We start from the raw sequence: 15257 nt of genomic DNA on the forward strand, positions 1-15257 counted from the left end.
TTACCGCAGCAGCGACTGCGACGTCGGCGTCAGGCGCAAGGTTTCGGTCCGCCAGGTCACATCGGCCGCTTGCCATTGGGGCGAAGCGGCAACTGCGGCTTCGTAACTGGCATGCGCCTCGGGACTGTTGAAACCCGTCACCGCGATAAAGACGTTTTCGCTCAAGCGCACCGGCAGGCGGGGAAAGCTGTTTTCGGCGTGCTCGGTGATGAAGGCGCCAAGCAACCGTCCGCCGACGCCGATAAGGACCGGAACGGCATCCGTTTCGAAATTGCCGGCGAAATCGGCTTCGGCGCCAGACCGCAGATGATGAATCTGGATGGCAACGATAGCGGTCAAGCGATTGTCTGCGCTCAGCTTTCCATCCGGCGGCATGGCGCCTCGCTGCGCGCCTGACAGATCGAAGCCGGCGCCTGGCCATGCCGGCTTCAAGAGCAGCACATCGTCGGAATCGATCATCGTCGCATTGGCGGCGTCGCGGTGCGCCGTCCACACCGGCCCGTCATAGAAGGCGGTGAGCGCCTGCTTCCGCGCTTCCATGCCATCGAAGCCGCGCAGCCAGACGAATATGTCGGGGCGGTCGAGGTCGCGGAACTGTCCGATGATGGTCATGCCGGCGTGTTCCTGGCCTTCGATGAACCGACTGTCGAAGATGTCGATCAGCGTCTCGCGCCGGCCCGGCTTCAGCGTGTACTGCCGCAACTCGACGACAGGCGAAGCGAGCAGGCTTGCCGTCGCAGGCGCATTCAGGGGTACGGTCATTGTGTCGTCTCCAAAAAACAGGATGATCATCCGGTTTATAAACAGACCGGTTGTCCTGTTTTGTCAATCTGCTATCGTTGGCAAATGTCAGCAGAGATTGCTCGGGCTCCGAAAGGGCCGCCGCGAAAACGCACCAACGATCCCGAAGGGCTGCGCAACAAGGTGCTCGATATCGCCGAAGCGTCGTTCCAGGCGCGTGGCTATCATGCATCAGCTCTTGGCGAGTTGATGACGACCGCAGGCGTCAGCGGCGGCGCGCTGCATCATCATTTCCCGACCAAGAAGGCGCTCGCTCTGGCGGTGATCGAGGAGCGCGTGGCAGCGGCCCTCGATGAAACCTGGATCAACCCTGTACGGGCGGCAGGCTCGGCGCGCGAAGGCGTGCGCGCGGTGTTCGAGGCGGTGGCGACCGAGCTTGAGCAGCAAGGCTTCGTGCGCGGCTGTCCGCTCAACAATCTGGCGCATGAACTGTCGCTCGCTGACCCGGATTTCCGCGCCGCTCTGGACGATATCTTTGCCGGATGGCGTCAGGCGGTTGCCGACAAGGTGCGAGCCGACCAGCAGTCGGGGAGGGAGCAGGGCACCGACCCCGAGCGCTTTGCGGCACTCGCCATCGCCGCCTATTCCGGCGCCATGTCGATGGCCAAGGCGGCACAGGATGCCAGCGTGCTGCGCGATTGCCTGGCCGAACTTCAGGGTAGCTCAACGCCGCCATTCCCGAGCAGAGCGAAGCGGCGTAGCAGGATCCTGCTGCGGCCGGGAAAACCTTGAGGCCGGAACTGCGCTGTTCTAGTTGGAAAGCGGCTTGATCGTCTCGTAACCGTTCACCGATTCCGCGCTGGTCCCTTCGTCGTAGCGCCGGGCGAGGGACGCTTGCAGATCAGGCGCATAAAGCGCGGTAAATGTGTCCAGCGTTTCGCCGGCGCCGTTCTTGAAGGTCTCCGTGACCGCCAGCACGTTGTATTTGCAGCCGCCGACACTGAACGTCTCCTTGCCCTTGACGACCAGGCTCAACGTCTTGGTGCTCTTCGGCTGCTTGTTCGGCGACAGCTCGACGAATTCGATCGTGCTCTTGGCTCCCGTCTTCAGCGGAAACAGTTTTCGCAGATCGGAAAACGGGATCGTCGCCACCCGTCCGGTATCGCTGTCGCGAAACACTTCGACCAGGCCGGCAAACAGGAACTGTGTCTGCGGCGATTGCGATTCGTAGGTGTTGGCAACGGAGACCATGCCGCCGGCCACCGGCCGAAACTCGCTGCGGACGCCGGGCATTTCCAGAACGAAGCCGGCCTTGGCCGATTTTGCGTCGACACAATCGGCGGCATGCACCGCAGCCGCCGGCAGCAACCCAGCCAGCACCACGCCTATCGAAACGGCTCTCATGAAATCCTCCCCTCTGCTTGTATTTGCTGCGCGCCAGCATGACCCAAGAAATGCCAGAGCCTCAGTGCCGTGTCGACCTGCCATTCCTGGCAACTGGACGGTGGGGCGCCGGCTGTGCTGAATTTCAGGTCATGAATCGCAAGCTCGTCCTCTCCCGTCGCAATTTCCTCGCACAGGCAGCCGGCCTTGCCATGGCTGGCATGCTGCCGCGCGCCGCGCTTGGCCAGACCGGCAAGCGCATCCAGCCCATCGACGCCACCTTTCTGTTCATCGCCGATGTCCATGCCTGCCGCATGTCGAGCGGCCTCAGCCCCAACTGCCTGGAGGAAGGCAAGACCGATGCCGCGCTGTTGCGCAATGTCGCTGTCCTCAATGGCTTGGCCGGCCGGCAATGGCCAGTCGAGATCGATGGCGTTGCAACCCGCCTGCGTTCGGCCGGCGGCCGCATCGATGCGCCGCTCGGCCTCGTTGTCGGCGGCGACATCACCGACGATGGCGGCGGCCAGATCACCGAGCCCAGCGAAGGCACGCAACTGTTGCAGTTCAGCCAGCGCTATCAACAGGGCGTCGGTCCCGATCGCGTGCACATGCCGGTCTATGTCGGCCTCGGCAATCACGATCTCGACCAGAACGGCTCGCCGCCGCACGTCGACTGGTACCGGCGCGAATTGCGCGACTATGTCGAGGTCAACCATCGCCCCGGCGTGTTCTTCAAGCCCCCGGTGCCGGCCACCGAATACGATGTCGACACCGACTGCTATTCCTGGGACTGGGGCGGCCTGCATCTCGTCCAGACCCACCGGTTTGCCGGCGACACCGGCCACGGCGCGGTGAGCAGCCTGCCGTGGCTGAAGCAGGATCTGACGACCTACGCTGCGGATGGCCGTCCCGTCATCCTGTTCCAGCACTATGGCTGGGACACTTTCTCGGTCGAGCGCTGGGACCCGGCCAAGCGCACCTATGACGATGACGGCGCAGGCGCGCCGCATTGGTGGAGCGAGGCCGACCGCCAGGCGCTGCTGGCGGCGCTGAAGGGCTACAATGTCATCGCCATCTTCCATGGCCATCAGCACGAAGTGCCTATGATCTACAAAAGCGATGGCCTCGACCTGTTCAAGCCGAAGGCTGCCTATATGGGTGGCTTCGCGCTGGTGAGGGTAACCGGGGACGGCATGGACGTGGTGCTGGGCGAGGCGGCGGGCGACCGGGGCGGGGTCAAGTTCACCAGCGCCTTCAGCAAGAGCCTCAGCCTCTGACAAGAAAAAGGCGGCCTTGAGCCGCCTTCCTCATTGCCTGCAAGATCGGGTCAGAGCGCCTTTTTGATCTTGTCCTTCACGTCGCCATAGACCTTCTGCACCTTGCCGGCGGTCTTGTCGGCCGTGCCTTCGGCCTGGGTCTGCCTGTTGCCGGTCGCCTTGCCGCCGGCCTCCTTGACCGAGCCCTTGACCTGCTTGGCCACGCCGGCAACCTGATCCTTGTTCACCATCTTTGCATCTCCTGGGATTCCGGGGATTCATTCGCAGGAGGCAAACGGGCCGGCTTGGCTTAGGTTCCCTGGGCGGCGATCATCGTCGCATCTGGTCGCTTATATGGTCGCCGAAACGCTTTGCCGCGTCGTATCGTGTGACTAGTGTGTCGAAATTTTGGGGAGACCGCCTTGGCTGAATTTACGCTCATCATCGCCAACAAGTGCTTTTCGTCCTGGTCGCTGAGGCCATGGGTGGCGATGAAGCATCTGGAGATCCCGTTCGAGGAAGGTTTCGTGCGCCTGCGCACGCCCGAGACTTTTGCCAATCTGGCGAAAGTGTCGCCGACCGGCCTTGTGCCAGTGTTGAATCACAATGGCAGGATCGTCTGGGAAACCCTTGCCATCCTTGAATATCTGGCCGACCTGTTTCCTGAGAAAAAACTTTGGCCGCAGGATATCGGCGCCCGCGCCTTGGCTCGCTCGGTGGCGACCGAGATGCATTCCGGCTTTCGCGAGGTGCGCTATGGCTGGCCGATGAATTTGCGCCGGCCGAAGGCCCACAAGCCGCTCGACGCCGAAGGCGAAATGCAGCGCGCGCGCATCGAAACGATCTGGCGCCAGTGCCGGGAACAATACGGCAAGGGCGGCCCCTTCCTGTTCGGTCATTTCACCGCGGCCGATGCCATGTATGCACCTGTCGTCACCCGCTTCGACACCTATGGCGGCGAACTCGCGCCCGACACGCGCGCCTATGTCGACGCCGTGTTGGCAACGCCGGCGATGCGGCACTGGTACGCGGAAGCGGCGAAGGAGACTTGGCCGGAACCCGGCCCGGACGAATAGGACCACTAGTGACATCACGGTGAGTGACCGATGGCCAGCAATGATGGACCGCGTGAGACTACCGCGCCAACAATCTTCCACTGCCGGCTGATCCCGCCTCGGCCGGACTTCGCCTTCACCCTGACGGAGGAGGAGAGGGAGTTGATGGGCCGGCATGCCGACTATCTGCGCGGCAAGCTTGCCGAGGGCACCATGATCCTGGCCGGGCCGGTCGCCGACCCGGCCGGCCCTTGGGGTCTGCTGATCCTGCGTGTCGGCAGCGAAGCCGAGGCAAGAGCGGTCACCGACGGCGATCCGGTGTCGAGCTTCGGCCGCGGTTTCCACTACGAGATCCTGCCGCTGATCAGCGCGATCCTGTAGGCGAGCGTAAGTTTATGGATGTGAAACGGTTTTCCACTTGGGAATTGTGTCAGACAACGGCACATACAAGAACGCCTCTCGCACCGTTTAATGTGCGGGAGGCGTTCTTTTGCCAGCATTACCGAGATTGTTCTCTGAATTGCTGACATCACGGAAATGCGCCGGCTTGCGATTGGTTCCGGGGCGTGGAATATTTTTTGGAACGCCTTGCGCTCCGCCACCTCGTCAGTTGAGGCTTATGCCTCAGGCACCCTCAGGTTGAATTTGGGCTCCGGCCAAACCAGAAATTGACTGGGCGCTAAAAGAAGTCTATAAGAAACATGTCGATATTTGTTTGACCGACTTTTGTTATCCGCGCATGATGCGCGCCTTTGACGAACTTCCCCATCAAAAATCGAGACAAAACGCTGTTGTGCAGTCGCACGATGGTGAACGAATGTTTGCCAGGGAAAGGGTTCTTCATGGCCACCGGCACAGTGAAATGGTTCAACGCCACCAAAGGTTTTGGTTTTATTCAGCCTGACGACGGCTCCGCCGACGTTTTTGTCCACATCTCGGCCGTAGAGCGCGCCGGCATGCGTGACATCGTCGAGGGTCAGAAGCTCGGCTACGAGATGACCCGCGACAACAAGTCGGGCAAGATGTCCGCCGACCAGTTGAAGGCGGCCTGATAAGGAATTCGGCCTTCCGGTGACCACGGATGTACTGGCACCGATGAAAGGCTGAAAGGAGCGCCTTGCGCATCCAACTGGATGCGCGGCGCTTTCATGGAAGGTCAGGCGGTGCCTGGCCTTTTTCATTTTGTGCGTCGTGCCGCTAAAAGTGCGCCGCACGCCGGCCGGAACGTGCTAAGGGACGCTCCAGCAATCTGAACCGCCCATACTGCCCCGCTGCCGTATTGCTTTGGTCGTAATCGAAGACCGCTCTCGCTCTATCGGCACCAGGCTCCCGACAGGAGAAAGTTTTGACCACTCAATCCAAGACCGCCGACCAGGCCGGCTCGCTGTTCAGCAAGACGCAAACCCAGTCGATGTCACTCAACCGCATCCTGTCCGAGCGTGATGCCGTCAGCGAGGCGCGCGAAGCCAAGACCGCGCGCTTGCGCGAACTGCGCAAGGAAAAGGAAGCCGACGACATGGCAGCGGCCGCAGTCCTTGCGGCGCTGCCAAAGCGGGCAGGCAAACGCTGATGGCCACCAAGCGCGTACCGCCCACGCCGATCGATGCCGATGCGACCATAGCGTCCATGGTCCCGGGCCTGGACAAGCCGGTCGAATATGTCCGCCGTGTGCTGGAAAAGCTCGAGCGCTGCAAGCGCGCGCATGGCGATGCCCAGGTGCGCGTCGGCGTGCGCGGCCGTGCCGAAGCCCCGAACTATCTGGTCGAATATGTCCGCGAGGACAAAAAGACCCAGGAGCGCGTGACCTACCAGGATGCCGCCTATAGCGGCAGCACGCATCGCGAACTGGCGGCGCACCACATTGCCGAGGCGAGGAACTGGTCGCCCGAGGAAATGAACATCACAGCGGTCTCGGCGCTGATCGGCCGCTTGCGCAATCCGCGCGCACCATCATCCCGCTTTTCCGACGAGGACTGACATGGCCATAAAGTTTTCCACCAAGGACCAGCCGGCAGCGCCGGCTGCTGCCACTGCAAAGCAGGCCAAGCCCGCTGCCGCGCCGAAGGCCGCCGAACCGTCGGCAACCGATCTGTTCGAGGCGCCAGCCGCCACGCCCAAGGGCAAGGCAGGCAAGAAGAAATAGCGCCTTGCCGCACCAAGCCGATCGCAATCTCGCAGCACCTGGGCTGGTCGCGTTGGCCGCCAGGGATATCCGGTCGTCAAAACAGGACGACCAGCCGGTTTTCGATTGCCAGAGCTGCGGCGCCTGCTGTTCCTACTCGGCCGAATGGCCGCGCTTCTCGACCGAGGACGATGCGCAACTTGACCGGATTCCGGAAAAGTTCGTGTCCGCCGACCTGTCCGGGATGCGCTGCGAGGGCGTGCGCTGTTCGGCGCTTACGGGCGAGATCGGCAAGCACACAGCCTGCGGCATCTACGAGATCCGCCCGGACGTCTGCCACGCCTGCATGCCTGGCGGCGACGATTGCCTGATGGCGCGCAAGGCGCACGGGATGCCAACGATCTAGCCGACGCCCACCTTGCCTCATCCCACATCCCCCGATAGCTTCCACCACGGGCAGGGCGTTGGAGGAACCATGAGCATCGAATTCCTGTTGACGTCGCTGATCGTCGTGGCTTCGCCCGGCACCGGCGTTCTCTACACGCTGAGCGCCGGGCTTTCGCGAGGCGCGCGCGCCTCGATCACTGCTGCATTCGGCTGCACGCTTGGCATCATCCCGCATATGGCCGCCGCCATCACCGGCCTGGCGGCGCTGCTGCACACAAGTGCTGTCGCCTTCGAGACGCTGAAATATCTCGGCGTCGCCTATCTCCTCTACATGGCCTGGAACACGCTGAAGGAGAAGGGCGGCCTGAGCGTCGATGAAAACGCGGCACCCCGCTCGGCAGCCAAGGTCATCACCTCCGGCATCCTGATCAACATCCTGAACCCGAAGCTGTCGATCTTCTTCTTTGCCTTCCTGCCGCAATTCGTCAGCACGACCGAACCGAACGCATTTGCCAAGATGCTGGAGCTCTCGAGCGTCTTCATGCTGCTGACCTTCGTCGTCTTCGTCGCTTACGGCATCTTTGCCGCCTCGATCCGCAGCCATGTCGTGTCGCGGCCGATGGTGCTGACCTGGATGCGCCGCACCTTCGCCGGCGCCTTTGTCATGCTTGGGGCCAAGCTGGCGCTTGCTGATCGATAGAACAGGATCTGGCAGGCATCGGCCTACTCTTCGTCGGTTCCGGATCCGGTCCGGATGCCTAGACGCCAGGCGGAGGGCGGAAGGCCGATCATCTTCTTGAAGGCGCGGCTGAACGCTGCCTCGGATTCGTATCCGATTTCAGCGGCGATGCTGGCCATGTTGCTGGAGCCGGCGCTGAGCAGCTCCGAGGCGATCTGCATGCGCCATTTGGCGAGATAATGCATTGGCGGCATGCCGACCAGCCTGGTGAAGCGTTCGGCGAGCACGCTGCGCGACAGCGCGGAGTCCTTCGCCAGCGCCTCCACCGTCCAGTTATGCGCCGGCCGGTCGTGGATCAGCGCCAGTGCCCTCGCCAGGTGCGGATCGCGCAGGCCAGCCAGCCATCCCGTGGTTTGTGGCGGCAGCGATTCCAAGTAACGGCGCAACACGTCGACAAACATCAGTTCGCTCAGTTTGGTGAGCACCGTTTCACTGCCTGCGCGCTTTTGCGCCACCTCCGTGACAGCCAGGTTGATGAACTGGCTGAGCCAGCCGCCATCGCCTTTGGCAGCTCCGGCCTTGATCACCGGCGGCAAAGCCTCGAGCAGTGGATTGAAAGGCTGTGCATCACAGGCGAGATAGCCGCAAACCAGCCTGGCCGAGGTCGCGCCGTCGCCGGCGCAGTTGATGTAAAACGGCATCCGGCCGGCTGTTGCGATGTCGAGAACGTCGGCTGTCGGCGGATCGGCGCGCAGCGCCGGATTGCTGGACATAATATGCGGGTCGCTCCTGGTGAAGACGACGACTTCGCCGGCCTCCAGCGCGATCGCTTCCTGGCCGACGATGCGCGCGAAGCAGCGACCGGCCGTTACCACATGGTAGGAGATCAGATGGTCCGCACCGGGCAGGATCTTCGGCAGGATGGACGATGGCGCCGGCGAGCAGACGGCCCACGGCTCGTGGCCCTCAATGTCAAAAAACGTCGCGCCGGTAAGGCGTACCGTCCTCAACAGGTCAGACAGAGCATCCCCGGCCATTCCGTTTCGTCCCGCACCCGGCTAGCCGGTCAGCCATCCCTTTCGAGTTCCGGACGCGCTGTCAAGCGAGGCGGACGCCGTATCATTCAGTTCGCGGCCAGAACTCCTAAACCTGCACCGGTGCTCAAGCGCTGCCGAGAGAGGGCGCTGAGTGCTGTCGAAACCAACCAGGGACAAATGTCATGACGGTACATAAGGGCGGGTGTTTTTGCGGCGCCGTGGAAATCGAAGTGCACGGAGCCGCCGAGGCAATGGGCTATTGCCATTGCGGTTCGTGTCGATCGTGGTCGGCGTCTCCCGTGAACGCCTTCACGCTGTGGAAGCCTCAGAACGTCAAGGTCACCAGGGGCGCGGAGTTCCTGTCCGGGTTCGAGAAGACCGAAATGAGCGATCGCCAGTTCTGCACGAAATGCGGTGGTCATCTGATGACCGTTCATCCGCCGCTCGGCCTGGTCGATGTCTATGCGGCAACCATACCAGGCGTGAAATTCACGCCTGGGGTTCACGTCAACTACGCTGAGACCGTGCTGCCGATGAAGGATGGGCTGCCCAAGCTCAGGGACTTTCCGGCTGAGCTCGGCGGCTCCGGCATCGCGGTGCCGGAATAAGGCCCGGCCACTGCTCGCCATTTTTGACAACGACAATTCAAGACAGGAGATTGTTCATGGAAATCGCAACATTTCGCGCCACGCAGGAGCCGATCAAGGATCTCTATCGCAGGGATGCGAAGGCCGCGTTCCTCACCTTGAAGGCCAAAGGCGTCGCCGACGCGTCCACCGTGACCTGCAAGGTCGAGACCGGACGCGGGCTGGCGCTTGCCGGCATTCATCCGATGGCCGGGGGCAGCGGCCAGGAACTGTGCTCCGGCGACATGCTGCTGGAGGCGCTGATCGCATGCGCCGGTGTCTCGATGCGCGCGGCGGCGGCCGTGCTCGAAATTCCGATCAGGTCCGCCGAAGTTTCCGCGGAAGGTGACGTCGATCTTCGCGGCACGCTCGGCGTGACTGCGGGTGTTCCAGTCGGCTTCAAGGAAATCCGCTTGCGCTTCGACATCGACACCGACGCTCCCCAAAGTCAGCTCGACCAACTGCTCGAACTCACGGATCGCTATTGCGTGATCTTCCAGACCATCCAGAACAGTCCCAGCACCACGGTGAAGCTGCACCGCGTCATCCAGTGACCAGAAAACCGGCCCGGAAACTCGACTTGAGCGAGATTCCGGGCTGGGAACGGGAGTGCCGGGCAACGCTTCTATCCTTTGACGTAACCCATCGCCTCGACGATCAGCTCGTCCGCGACACGCATCAGGTTGACGCCGCGGATGGAGTTGCCGTCGGCCATGAAGTAGCGCCAGCGGATCGTCGCCCGTTCACCGGCGACGAAGGTTTCCTCGAGGTCGAAGCGCGTGCCGGGCTGGGTGGCGATCGCCGACCATAGGTCAATGCATGCCTCTTTGCCGGCATGGCGGGCGCCGTCCGGCGCCGGCACGGTGTTTTCGATAACGCAATCCTGCGCCACCAACTCGGCAAGCGCGGACGGATCGTGCAACTGGAACACATCGTTGAAGCGACGCATGATCTCGGCCGTCTGGCTAGAGTGGTCGCCCGGATGAATGCTCGTGATGCTGTCCTGGCTCATCTCATACCTCCTGGTTTTCATTGTTCCGTGGCAGTGGTGGCGGCCAGCTCGGCCTTGAGGGTGATGGTTGTAACGCCGGCCAAAGCGCGAGAGACAAGGCAGGTCGTCTTCGCCGTCTCCGCCATACGCTGGAATTCGGCAGGCTGAAGGCCGGGAATCTCTGCTTCCGTTTCGAGCTCGATGCGGGTGATCGTCGGCCCGGCGGCGGTCGCGCCGAGATGCACCTTGGCGACGGTGCGGATGGTGCGGGCGACGTGGCCTTCCTGGCCGAGGATGAAGGTCAGCGCCATCGAGAAGCAGCCGGCATGTGCTGCCCCGATCAGCTCTTCGGGATTGGTGCCCGGACCGTCCTCGAACCGCGACGGAAAGGAATAGGCGCCTTCGAAGACGCCGCTGCCAAGCCGCAGACGGCCGCCGCCTTCCTTCAGCGTGCCTTGCCATTCTGCGGAAGCTTCACGGATGGTCATGGTCGTTCTCCTGATTCGGGGTTGAAAAGCGGGCAATTGGGTCAGGCGCAGTCGATGACAACCTTCCCGAACACGTCGCCCTGCTGGAAGTGGCGGTACGCTTCGGGGGCTTCGGCAAAGGGGAAGACCCTGTCGACAACGGGCTTGAGGCGATGCTGCGACACGGCGCGCAGCATGGCCTCAAGATTGCTGCGGCTGCCGACGAACAGGCGGCTGATGGTGGCGAGGCTGCGCTGATAAAGCGCTGCCGGCATCTCGATCGATCTGCCACTGGCGTCCTGCAGCGTCAGCAGCACGATGTGTCCATAAAGCGTGCTGGCAATCAGCGACTGCGCGAAGGTGGCCGGGCCGCCGGTTTCGACGACGAGGTCGACTCCGCCTGTCTGCTCGCGCGCCCAGCCGCCCCATTCCGGTATGTCGGTGCTGGAGACAACGAGGTCGGCGCCCAGCGCCCGCAGCCTGTCGGCCTTCTCCGCGCGCGATGTGATGGCGACAACCCGGCAGCCGAGCAACTTGGCGAACTGCAGAGCAAACAGCGAAACGCCACCCGAACCGATGGTGAGAACCCATTGACCAGGCTTCGGAATCCGGGTCCCGGTCACCGCGTTCCAGGCCGTCACGCCGGCGCAGGTCAGCGTCGCCGCTTCGTGCCAGCTCAGATGATCGGGCAGTCGCGCCGCCCATTGTTCGTCGAGCACGGCAAACTCAGTCAGCATGCCGTCAAGCGTACAGCCGAGCTGGTCGATCAGACCGGCATTGATGCGGCCATCGATCCAGCGGGCGAAGTAGCTGCCGGTGACGCGGTCGCCGACGGCAAAACGGGTGACGGCATCGCCGATTGCGACGACGTCACCGGCTCCGTCGCTCAGCGGCACGATGCCTTGCCGCGCCGGCAAGGGATAGGTGCCGCCAAGGATCATCGTGTCGCGCCGATTGAGCGAGGCGGCGCGGACTCGCACCACGATCTCATGCGGTTTCGGTTCCGTCCGCGCCTCGTCGCGCATCGCCAGGGATTCGGTTCCACCAAACCCTTCGAGACGGTAGCTGCGCATGTCACTCTCCTTAATAGTATATAGACTGATCCACATATTATATAGACCGATTGTCATATTCTTGGCAAGGCCTATAATGCGTCACTGCTGACAGAGGTTGACATGGCCAACGACACCCGCACCCGCATACTCGAGACCACAGGCCTGTTGCTCAGGCAGCGCGGCTATCACGGCACCTCGCTCAACGACATTCTGGGCGCCAGCGGGGCGCCGCGCGGCTCGCTCTATTTTCATTTCCCAGGCGGCAAGGACCAACTGGTCATCGAGGTGACGCGCAACAGCGTTGCCGACGTCACGAAAAGGCTGGGCGAAGCACTGGCAGCCGAGAGCGATCCTGCAGTGGCCGTCCATCACATCTACCAGTCGGTCGGGCGCATGCTGGAGGACAATGATTTTTCGCTGGGTTGCCCCATCGCGCCGGTGGTGCTGGATTCACCCACCGATGTGCCGGAAATGGCGGAACTCTGCCGATCGGCTTTCGAGCAATGGATCGGCTTGCTGCGACAGGCCTTTGTCAGGGCAGGAGTGCCCGAACGCCGGGCGCATGCCCTGGCACTGCTGGTCGAATCCTCGCTGGAAGGGCTGATGGTGATTGCGAGGGCCACCCGCGATCGTGGCCCGGTGCTGGTGGTGGCCGACGAGGTCGCGGCGCTTGTCGAGCAGGCGGTGCTTGCAGGCAAGGTTGCGCGGCAGGCGGACAGCGCCGCCTAACCATCCGCTTTCCAAAACAAAAAGGGCGCCTCTCGGCGCCCTTTCCGTATGCATAAGCCAGATAGCTTGGATTAGAAATCCATGCCGCCCATGCCGCCCATGCCGCCGCCGCCCATGCCGCCAGGCATGCCGCCGCCAGCAGACTCCTTCTTGGGGGCCTCCGCGATCATGGCTTCGGTGGTGACGAGCAGGCCGGCGACCGAAGCCGCGTCCTGGAGAGCGGTGCGAACGACCTTGACCGGGTCGACGATGCCCATGGCGATCATGTCGCCATACTCGCCGGTCTGGGCGTTGTAGCCGTAGGTCGCGCCCTTGTTGTCGAGGATCTTGCCGGCAACGATCGAAGCTTCAGCACCTGCGTTCGAAGCGATCTGACGGGCCGGAGCCTGCAGTGCACGACGAACGATGTTGATGCCGGCAGCCTGGTCGGCATTGACGCCGGTGACCTTGATGTTGGCCGAAGCGCGCAGGAGAGCGACGCCGCCGCCTGCAACGATGCCTTCTTCCACGGCCGCGCGGGTCGCGTTGAGGGCGTCGTCGACGCGGTCCTTCTTTTCCTTGACTTCGACTTCCGTCGCGCCGCCGACGCGGATCACCGCGACGCCGCCGGCGAGCTTCGCCAGACGTTCCTGCAGCTTCTCCTTGTCGTAGTCCGACGTGGTCTCTTCGATCTGCTGCTTGATCTGGGCAACGCGGCCCTGGATCTCGTNCGACGAACGATGTTGATGCCGGCAGCCTGGTCGGCATTGACGCCGGTGACCTTGATGTTGGCCGAAGCGCGCAGCAGTGCGACGCCGCCGCCTGCAACGATGCCTTCTTCCACGGCCGCGCGGGTCGCGTTGAGGGCGTCATCGACGCGGTCCTTCTTTTCCTTGACTTCGACTTCCGTCGCGCCGCCGACACGGATCACCGCAACGCCGCCGGCGAGCTTCGCCAGACGTTCCTGCAGCTTCTCCTTGTCGTAGTCCGACGTGGTCTCTTCGATCTGCTGCTTGATCTGGGCAACGCGGCCCTGGATCTCGGCCTTCTTGCCGGCGCCGTCGACGATGGTGGTGTTCTCCTTGGAGATCGACACCTTCTTGGCGCGGCCGAGCATGTTGAGGCCGACATTCTCGAGCTTGATGCCGAGGTCTTCCGAGATGACCTGGCCACCGGTCAGGATGGCGATGTCTTCCAGCATGGCCTTGCGGCGATCACCGAAGCCCGGCGCCTTGACGGCGGCGATCTTCAGGCCGCCGCGCAGCTTGTTGACGACCAGCGTGGCCAGAGCCTCGCCTTCGACGTCTTCCGAGATGATAAGAAGCGGCTTGGAGGTCTGCACGACGGCTTCGAGAACCGGCAGCATGGCCTGGAGGTTGGACAGCTTCTTCTCGNTCTCCTTGTCGTAGTCCGACGTGGTCTCTTCGATCTGCTGCTTGATCTGGGCAACGCGGCCCTGGATCTCGTCCTTCTTGCCGGCGCCGTCGACAATGGTGGTGTTCTCCTTGGAGATCGACACCTTCTTGGCGCGGCCGAGCATGTTGAGGCCGACGTTCTCGAGCTTGATGCCGAGGTCTTCCGAAATGACCTGGCCACCGGTGAGGATGGCGATGTCTTCCAGCATGGCCTTGCGGCGATCACCGAAGCCCGGCGCTTTGACGGCGGCGATCTTCAGGCCACCGCGCAGCTTGTTGACGACCAGCGTGGCCAGAGCCTCGCCTTCGACGTCTTCCGAGATGATGAGCAGCGGCTTGGAGGTCTGCACGACGGCTTCGAGAACCGGCAGCATGGCCTGGAGGTTGGACAGCTTCTTCTCGTGCAGGAGGATGTAGACGTCCTCGAGCTCGGCAACCATCTTGTCGGCGTTGGTGACGAAGTAGGGCGAGAGATAGCCGCGGTCGAACTGCATGCCTTCGACGACTTCCAGCTCGGTCTCGGCGGTCTTGGCTTCCTCAACCGTGATGACGCCTTCATTGCCGACCTTCTGCATCGCTTCGGCGATCATGGCGCCGACCGACTCGTCGCCATTGCCNTCAACCGTGATGACGCCTTCATTGCCGACCTTCTGCATCGCTTCGGCGATCATGGCGCCGACCGACTCGTCGCCATTGGCCGAGATCGTGCCGACCTGGGCAACTTCCTCGGAGGTCTTGATCTTCTTGGCAGCCTTGCCGAGAGCCGCAACGACTTCGGTGACGGCCAGATCGATGCCGCGCTTCAGATCCATCGGGTTCATGCCGGCGGCAACGGCCTTGTGGCCTTCCTGGACGATCGACTGCGCCAGAACGGTCGCGGTCGTGGTGCCGTCGCCGGCGATGTCGTTGGTCTTCGAAGCAACTTCGCGGACCATCTGCGCGCCCATGTTTTCGAACTTGTCTTCAAGCTCGATTTCCTTGGCGACGGTGACGCCGTCCTTGGTGATGCGCGGTGCGCCGAACGACTTGTCGATGACGACGTTGCGGCCCTTGGGACCGAGGGTCACCTTCACCGCGTCGGCGAGGATGTTGATGCCGTGAAGCATGCGCTCGCGCGCGTCGCGGGAGAATTTTACGTCTTTGGCAGCCATTTTTTAGCTCCTGGCAGGGGCTTGCGATCAAGCCCGAAATTCAGTTGACGGTGAGGCCGATAATCAGCCGATGATGCCCATAATGTCGGATTCCTTCATGATCAGAAGGTCTTCGCCATTGAGCTTGACTTCGGTGCCCGACCACTTGCCGAACAGGATGCGGTCGCCGGCCTTGACGTCCAGC

General features: G+C 62.7%; 20 protein-coding genes and 3 pseudogenes. 13 read left to right on the forward strand and 10 right to left on the reverse strand.

Going from position 1 to position 15257, the window contains the following annotated elements:
- Entirely contained in the window at positions 1 to 762 is a 762-nt protein-coding gene (locus tag X730_RS140880; RefSeq protein ID WP_023735856.1) for an NIPSNAP family protein, read from the reverse strand.
- Between the two features lie 84 nt (positions 763 to 846).
- On the opposite strand from X730_RS140880, the gene X730_RS140875 reads away from it, so the two are divergent.
- Positions 847 to 1533, forward strand: coding sequence for a TetR/AcrR family transcriptional regulator (locus X730_RS140875; RefSeq protein WP_023755902.1), 687 nt, complete (start codon positions 847 to 849; stop codon positions 1531 to 1533).
- Positions 1534 to 1551: 18 nt separating this feature from the next.
- On the opposite strand, the gene X730_RS140870 is transcribed toward X730_RS140875, so the two are convergent.
- Entirely contained in the window at positions 1552 to 2145 is a 594-nt protein-coding gene (locus tag X730_RS140870) for a hypothetical protein (protein WP_023671496.1), read from the reverse strand.
- A gap of 131 nt (positions 2146 to 2276) precedes the next feature.
- On the opposite strand from X730_RS140870, the gene X730_RS140865 reads away from it, so the two are divergent.
- The gene (locus X730_RS140865; protein ID WP_023671497.1) at positions 2277 to 3401 is read left to right on the forward strand and encodes a metallophosphoesterase; all 1125 of its coding nucleotides are present in this window, start codon (positions 2277 to 2279) and stop codon (positions 3399 to 3401) included.
- Between the two features lie 50 nt (positions 3402 to 3451).
- On the opposite strand, the gene X730_RS140860 is transcribed toward X730_RS140865, so the two are convergent.
- The gene (locus X730_RS140860; protein ID WP_023671498.1) at positions 3452 to 3631 is read right to left on the reverse strand and encodes a CsbD family protein; all 180 of its coding nucleotides are present in this window, start codon (positions 3629 to 3631) and stop codon (positions 3452 to 3454) included.
- 171 nt (positions 3632 to 3802) lie between these two features.
- Between X730_RS140860 and X730_RS140855 the strand changes: the two genes are divergently transcribed.
- The 8 genes from X730_RS140855 (at position 3803) to X730_RS140830 (ending at position 7644) form a co-directional block, all read left to right on the forward strand.
- Complete coding sequence (locus X730_RS140855; RefSeq protein WP_023827237.1) at positions 3803 to 4456, forward strand: glutathione S-transferase family protein; 654 nt, start codon at positions 3803 to 3805, stop codon at positions 4454 to 4456.
- Positions 4457 to 4486: 30 nt separating this feature from the next.
- Positions 4487 to 4816, forward strand: a complete 330-nt coding sequence (locus X730_RS0134490) for a YciI family protein (RefSeq protein WP_050588150.1) — start codon at positions 4487 to 4489, stop codon at positions 4814 to 4816.
- A 461-nt stretch (positions 4817 to 5277) separates the two neighbouring features.
- On the forward strand, positions 5278 to 5487 hold the full coding sequence (locus tag X730_RS140850) for a cold-shock protein (RefSeq protein WP_023671502.1): 210 nt from the start codon (positions 5278 to 5280) through the stop codon (positions 5485 to 5487).
- A gap of 293 nt (positions 5488 to 5780) precedes the next feature.
- Positions 5781 to 6005 carry a hypothetical protein gene (locus X730_RS140845; protein WP_023689917.1) on the forward strand — a complete coding sequence of 75 codons (225 nt, stop codon included), beginning with the start codon at positions 5781 to 5783 and terminating at the stop codon, positions 6003 to 6005.
- Positions 6005 to 6412: a hypothetical protein gene (locus X730_RS140840; protein ID WP_023671504.1), complete on the forward strand. Its 408-nt coding sequence runs from the start codon at positions 6005 to 6007 to the stop codon at positions 6410 to 6412. The genes X730_RS140845 and X730_RS140840 overlap by 1 nt, the downstream gene beginning before the upstream one ends.
- A 1-nt stretch (position 6413) precedes the next feature.
- Entirely contained in the window at positions 6414 to 6578 is a 165-nt protein-coding gene (locus X730_RS1000000168285) for a hypothetical protein (protein WP_023671505.1), read from the forward strand.
- A gap of 4 nt (positions 6579 to 6582) precedes the next feature.
- Positions 6583 to 6963, forward strand: a complete 381-nt coding sequence (locus tag X730_RS140835) for a YkgJ family cysteine cluster protein (RefSeq protein WP_023715196.1) — start codon at positions 6583 to 6585, stop codon at positions 6961 to 6963.
- A 69-nt stretch (positions 6964 to 7032) separates the two neighbouring features.
- Positions 7033 to 7644, forward strand: a complete 612-nt coding sequence (locus tag X730_RS140830; RefSeq protein ID WP_023689918.1) for a LysE family translocator — start codon at positions 7033 to 7035, stop codon at positions 7642 to 7644.
- A 23-nt stretch (positions 7645 to 7667) separates the two neighbouring features.
- Here X730_RS140830 and X730_RS140825 read toward each other — a convergent pair whose 3' ends face one another.
- On the reverse strand, positions 7668 to 8660 hold the full coding sequence (locus X730_RS140825) for an AraC family transcriptional regulator (protein ID WP_023697711.1): 993 nt from the start codon (positions 8658 to 8660) through the stop codon (positions 7668 to 7670).
- Between the two features lie 182 nt (positions 8661 to 8842).
- Between X730_RS140825 and X730_RS0134495 the strand changes: the two genes are divergently transcribed.
- Both X730_RS0134495 and X730_RS140820 read left to right on the forward strand, forming a co-directional pair.
- Complete coding sequence (locus X730_RS0134495; RefSeq protein ID WP_023734267.1) at positions 8843 to 9268, forward strand: GFA family protein; 426 nt, start codon at positions 8843 to 8845, stop codon at positions 9266 to 9268.
- Positions 9269 to 9324: 56 nt separating this feature from the next.
- Positions 9325 to 9840, forward strand: a complete 516-nt coding sequence (locus X730_RS140820; protein WP_023671510.1) for an OsmC family protein — start codon at positions 9325 to 9327, stop codon at positions 9838 to 9840.
- Between the two features lie 71 nt (positions 9841 to 9911).
- Here X730_RS140820 and X730_RS140815 read toward each other — a convergent pair whose 3' ends face one another.
- Genes X730_RS140815 through X730_RS140805 form a run of 3 tightly spaced genes read right to left on the reverse strand, consistent with a single transcriptional unit; the run spans position 9912 to position 11817 of the window.
- Entirely contained in the window at positions 9912 to 10298 is a 387-nt protein-coding gene (locus X730_RS140815; protein WP_023697709.1) for a nuclear transport factor 2 family protein, read from the reverse strand.
- Between the two features lie 17 nt (positions 10299 to 10315).
- The gene (locus X730_RS140810) at positions 10316 to 10765 is read right to left on the reverse strand and encodes an OsmC family peroxiredoxin (protein WP_023697708.1); all 450 of its coding nucleotides are present in this window, start codon (positions 10763 to 10765) and stop codon (positions 10316 to 10318) included.
- Between the two features lie 41 nt (positions 10766 to 10806).
- Positions 10807 to 11817, reverse strand: a complete 1011-nt coding sequence (locus X730_RS140805; RefSeq protein WP_023697707.1) for an NAD(P)-dependent alcohol dehydrogenase — start codon at positions 11815 to 11817, stop codon at positions 10807 to 10809.
- 102 nt (positions 11818 to 11919) lie between these two features.
- Between X730_RS140805 and X730_RS140800 the strand changes: the two genes are divergently transcribed.
- Positions 11920 to 12528: a TetR/AcrR family transcriptional regulator gene (locus X730_RS140800; protein WP_023827239.1), complete on the forward strand. Its 609-nt coding sequence runs from the start codon at positions 11920 to 11922 to the stop codon at positions 12526 to 12528.
- Between the two features lie 71 nt (positions 12529 to 12599).
- Here the strand turns inward: X730_RS140800 and X730_RS140795 are convergent.
- The 3 pseudogenes from X730_RS140795 to X730_RS140790 all read right to left on the reverse strand — a co-directional run.
- Positions 12600 to 13235 (reverse strand): annotated as a pseudogene (locus X730_RS140795) (TCP-1/cpn60 chaperonin family protein); the annotation flags it as partial.
- A gap of 3 nt (positions 13236 to 13238) precedes the next feature.
- Positions 13239 to 15073, reverse strand: a pseudogene (locus tag X730_RS1000000168770) (TCP-1/cpn60 chaperonin family protein); the annotation flags it as partial.
- Positions 15074 to 15136: 63 nt separating this feature from the next.
- Positions 15137 to 15257, reverse strand: a pseudogene (locus X730_RS140790) (co-chaperone GroES); the annotation flags it as partial.

This window comes from Mesorhizobium sp. L103C131B0 (genome assembly GCF_000502275.1).
Taxonomy (GTDB): domain Bacteria; phylum Pseudomonadota; class Alphaproteobacteria; order Rhizobiales; family Rhizobiaceae; genus Mesorhizobium.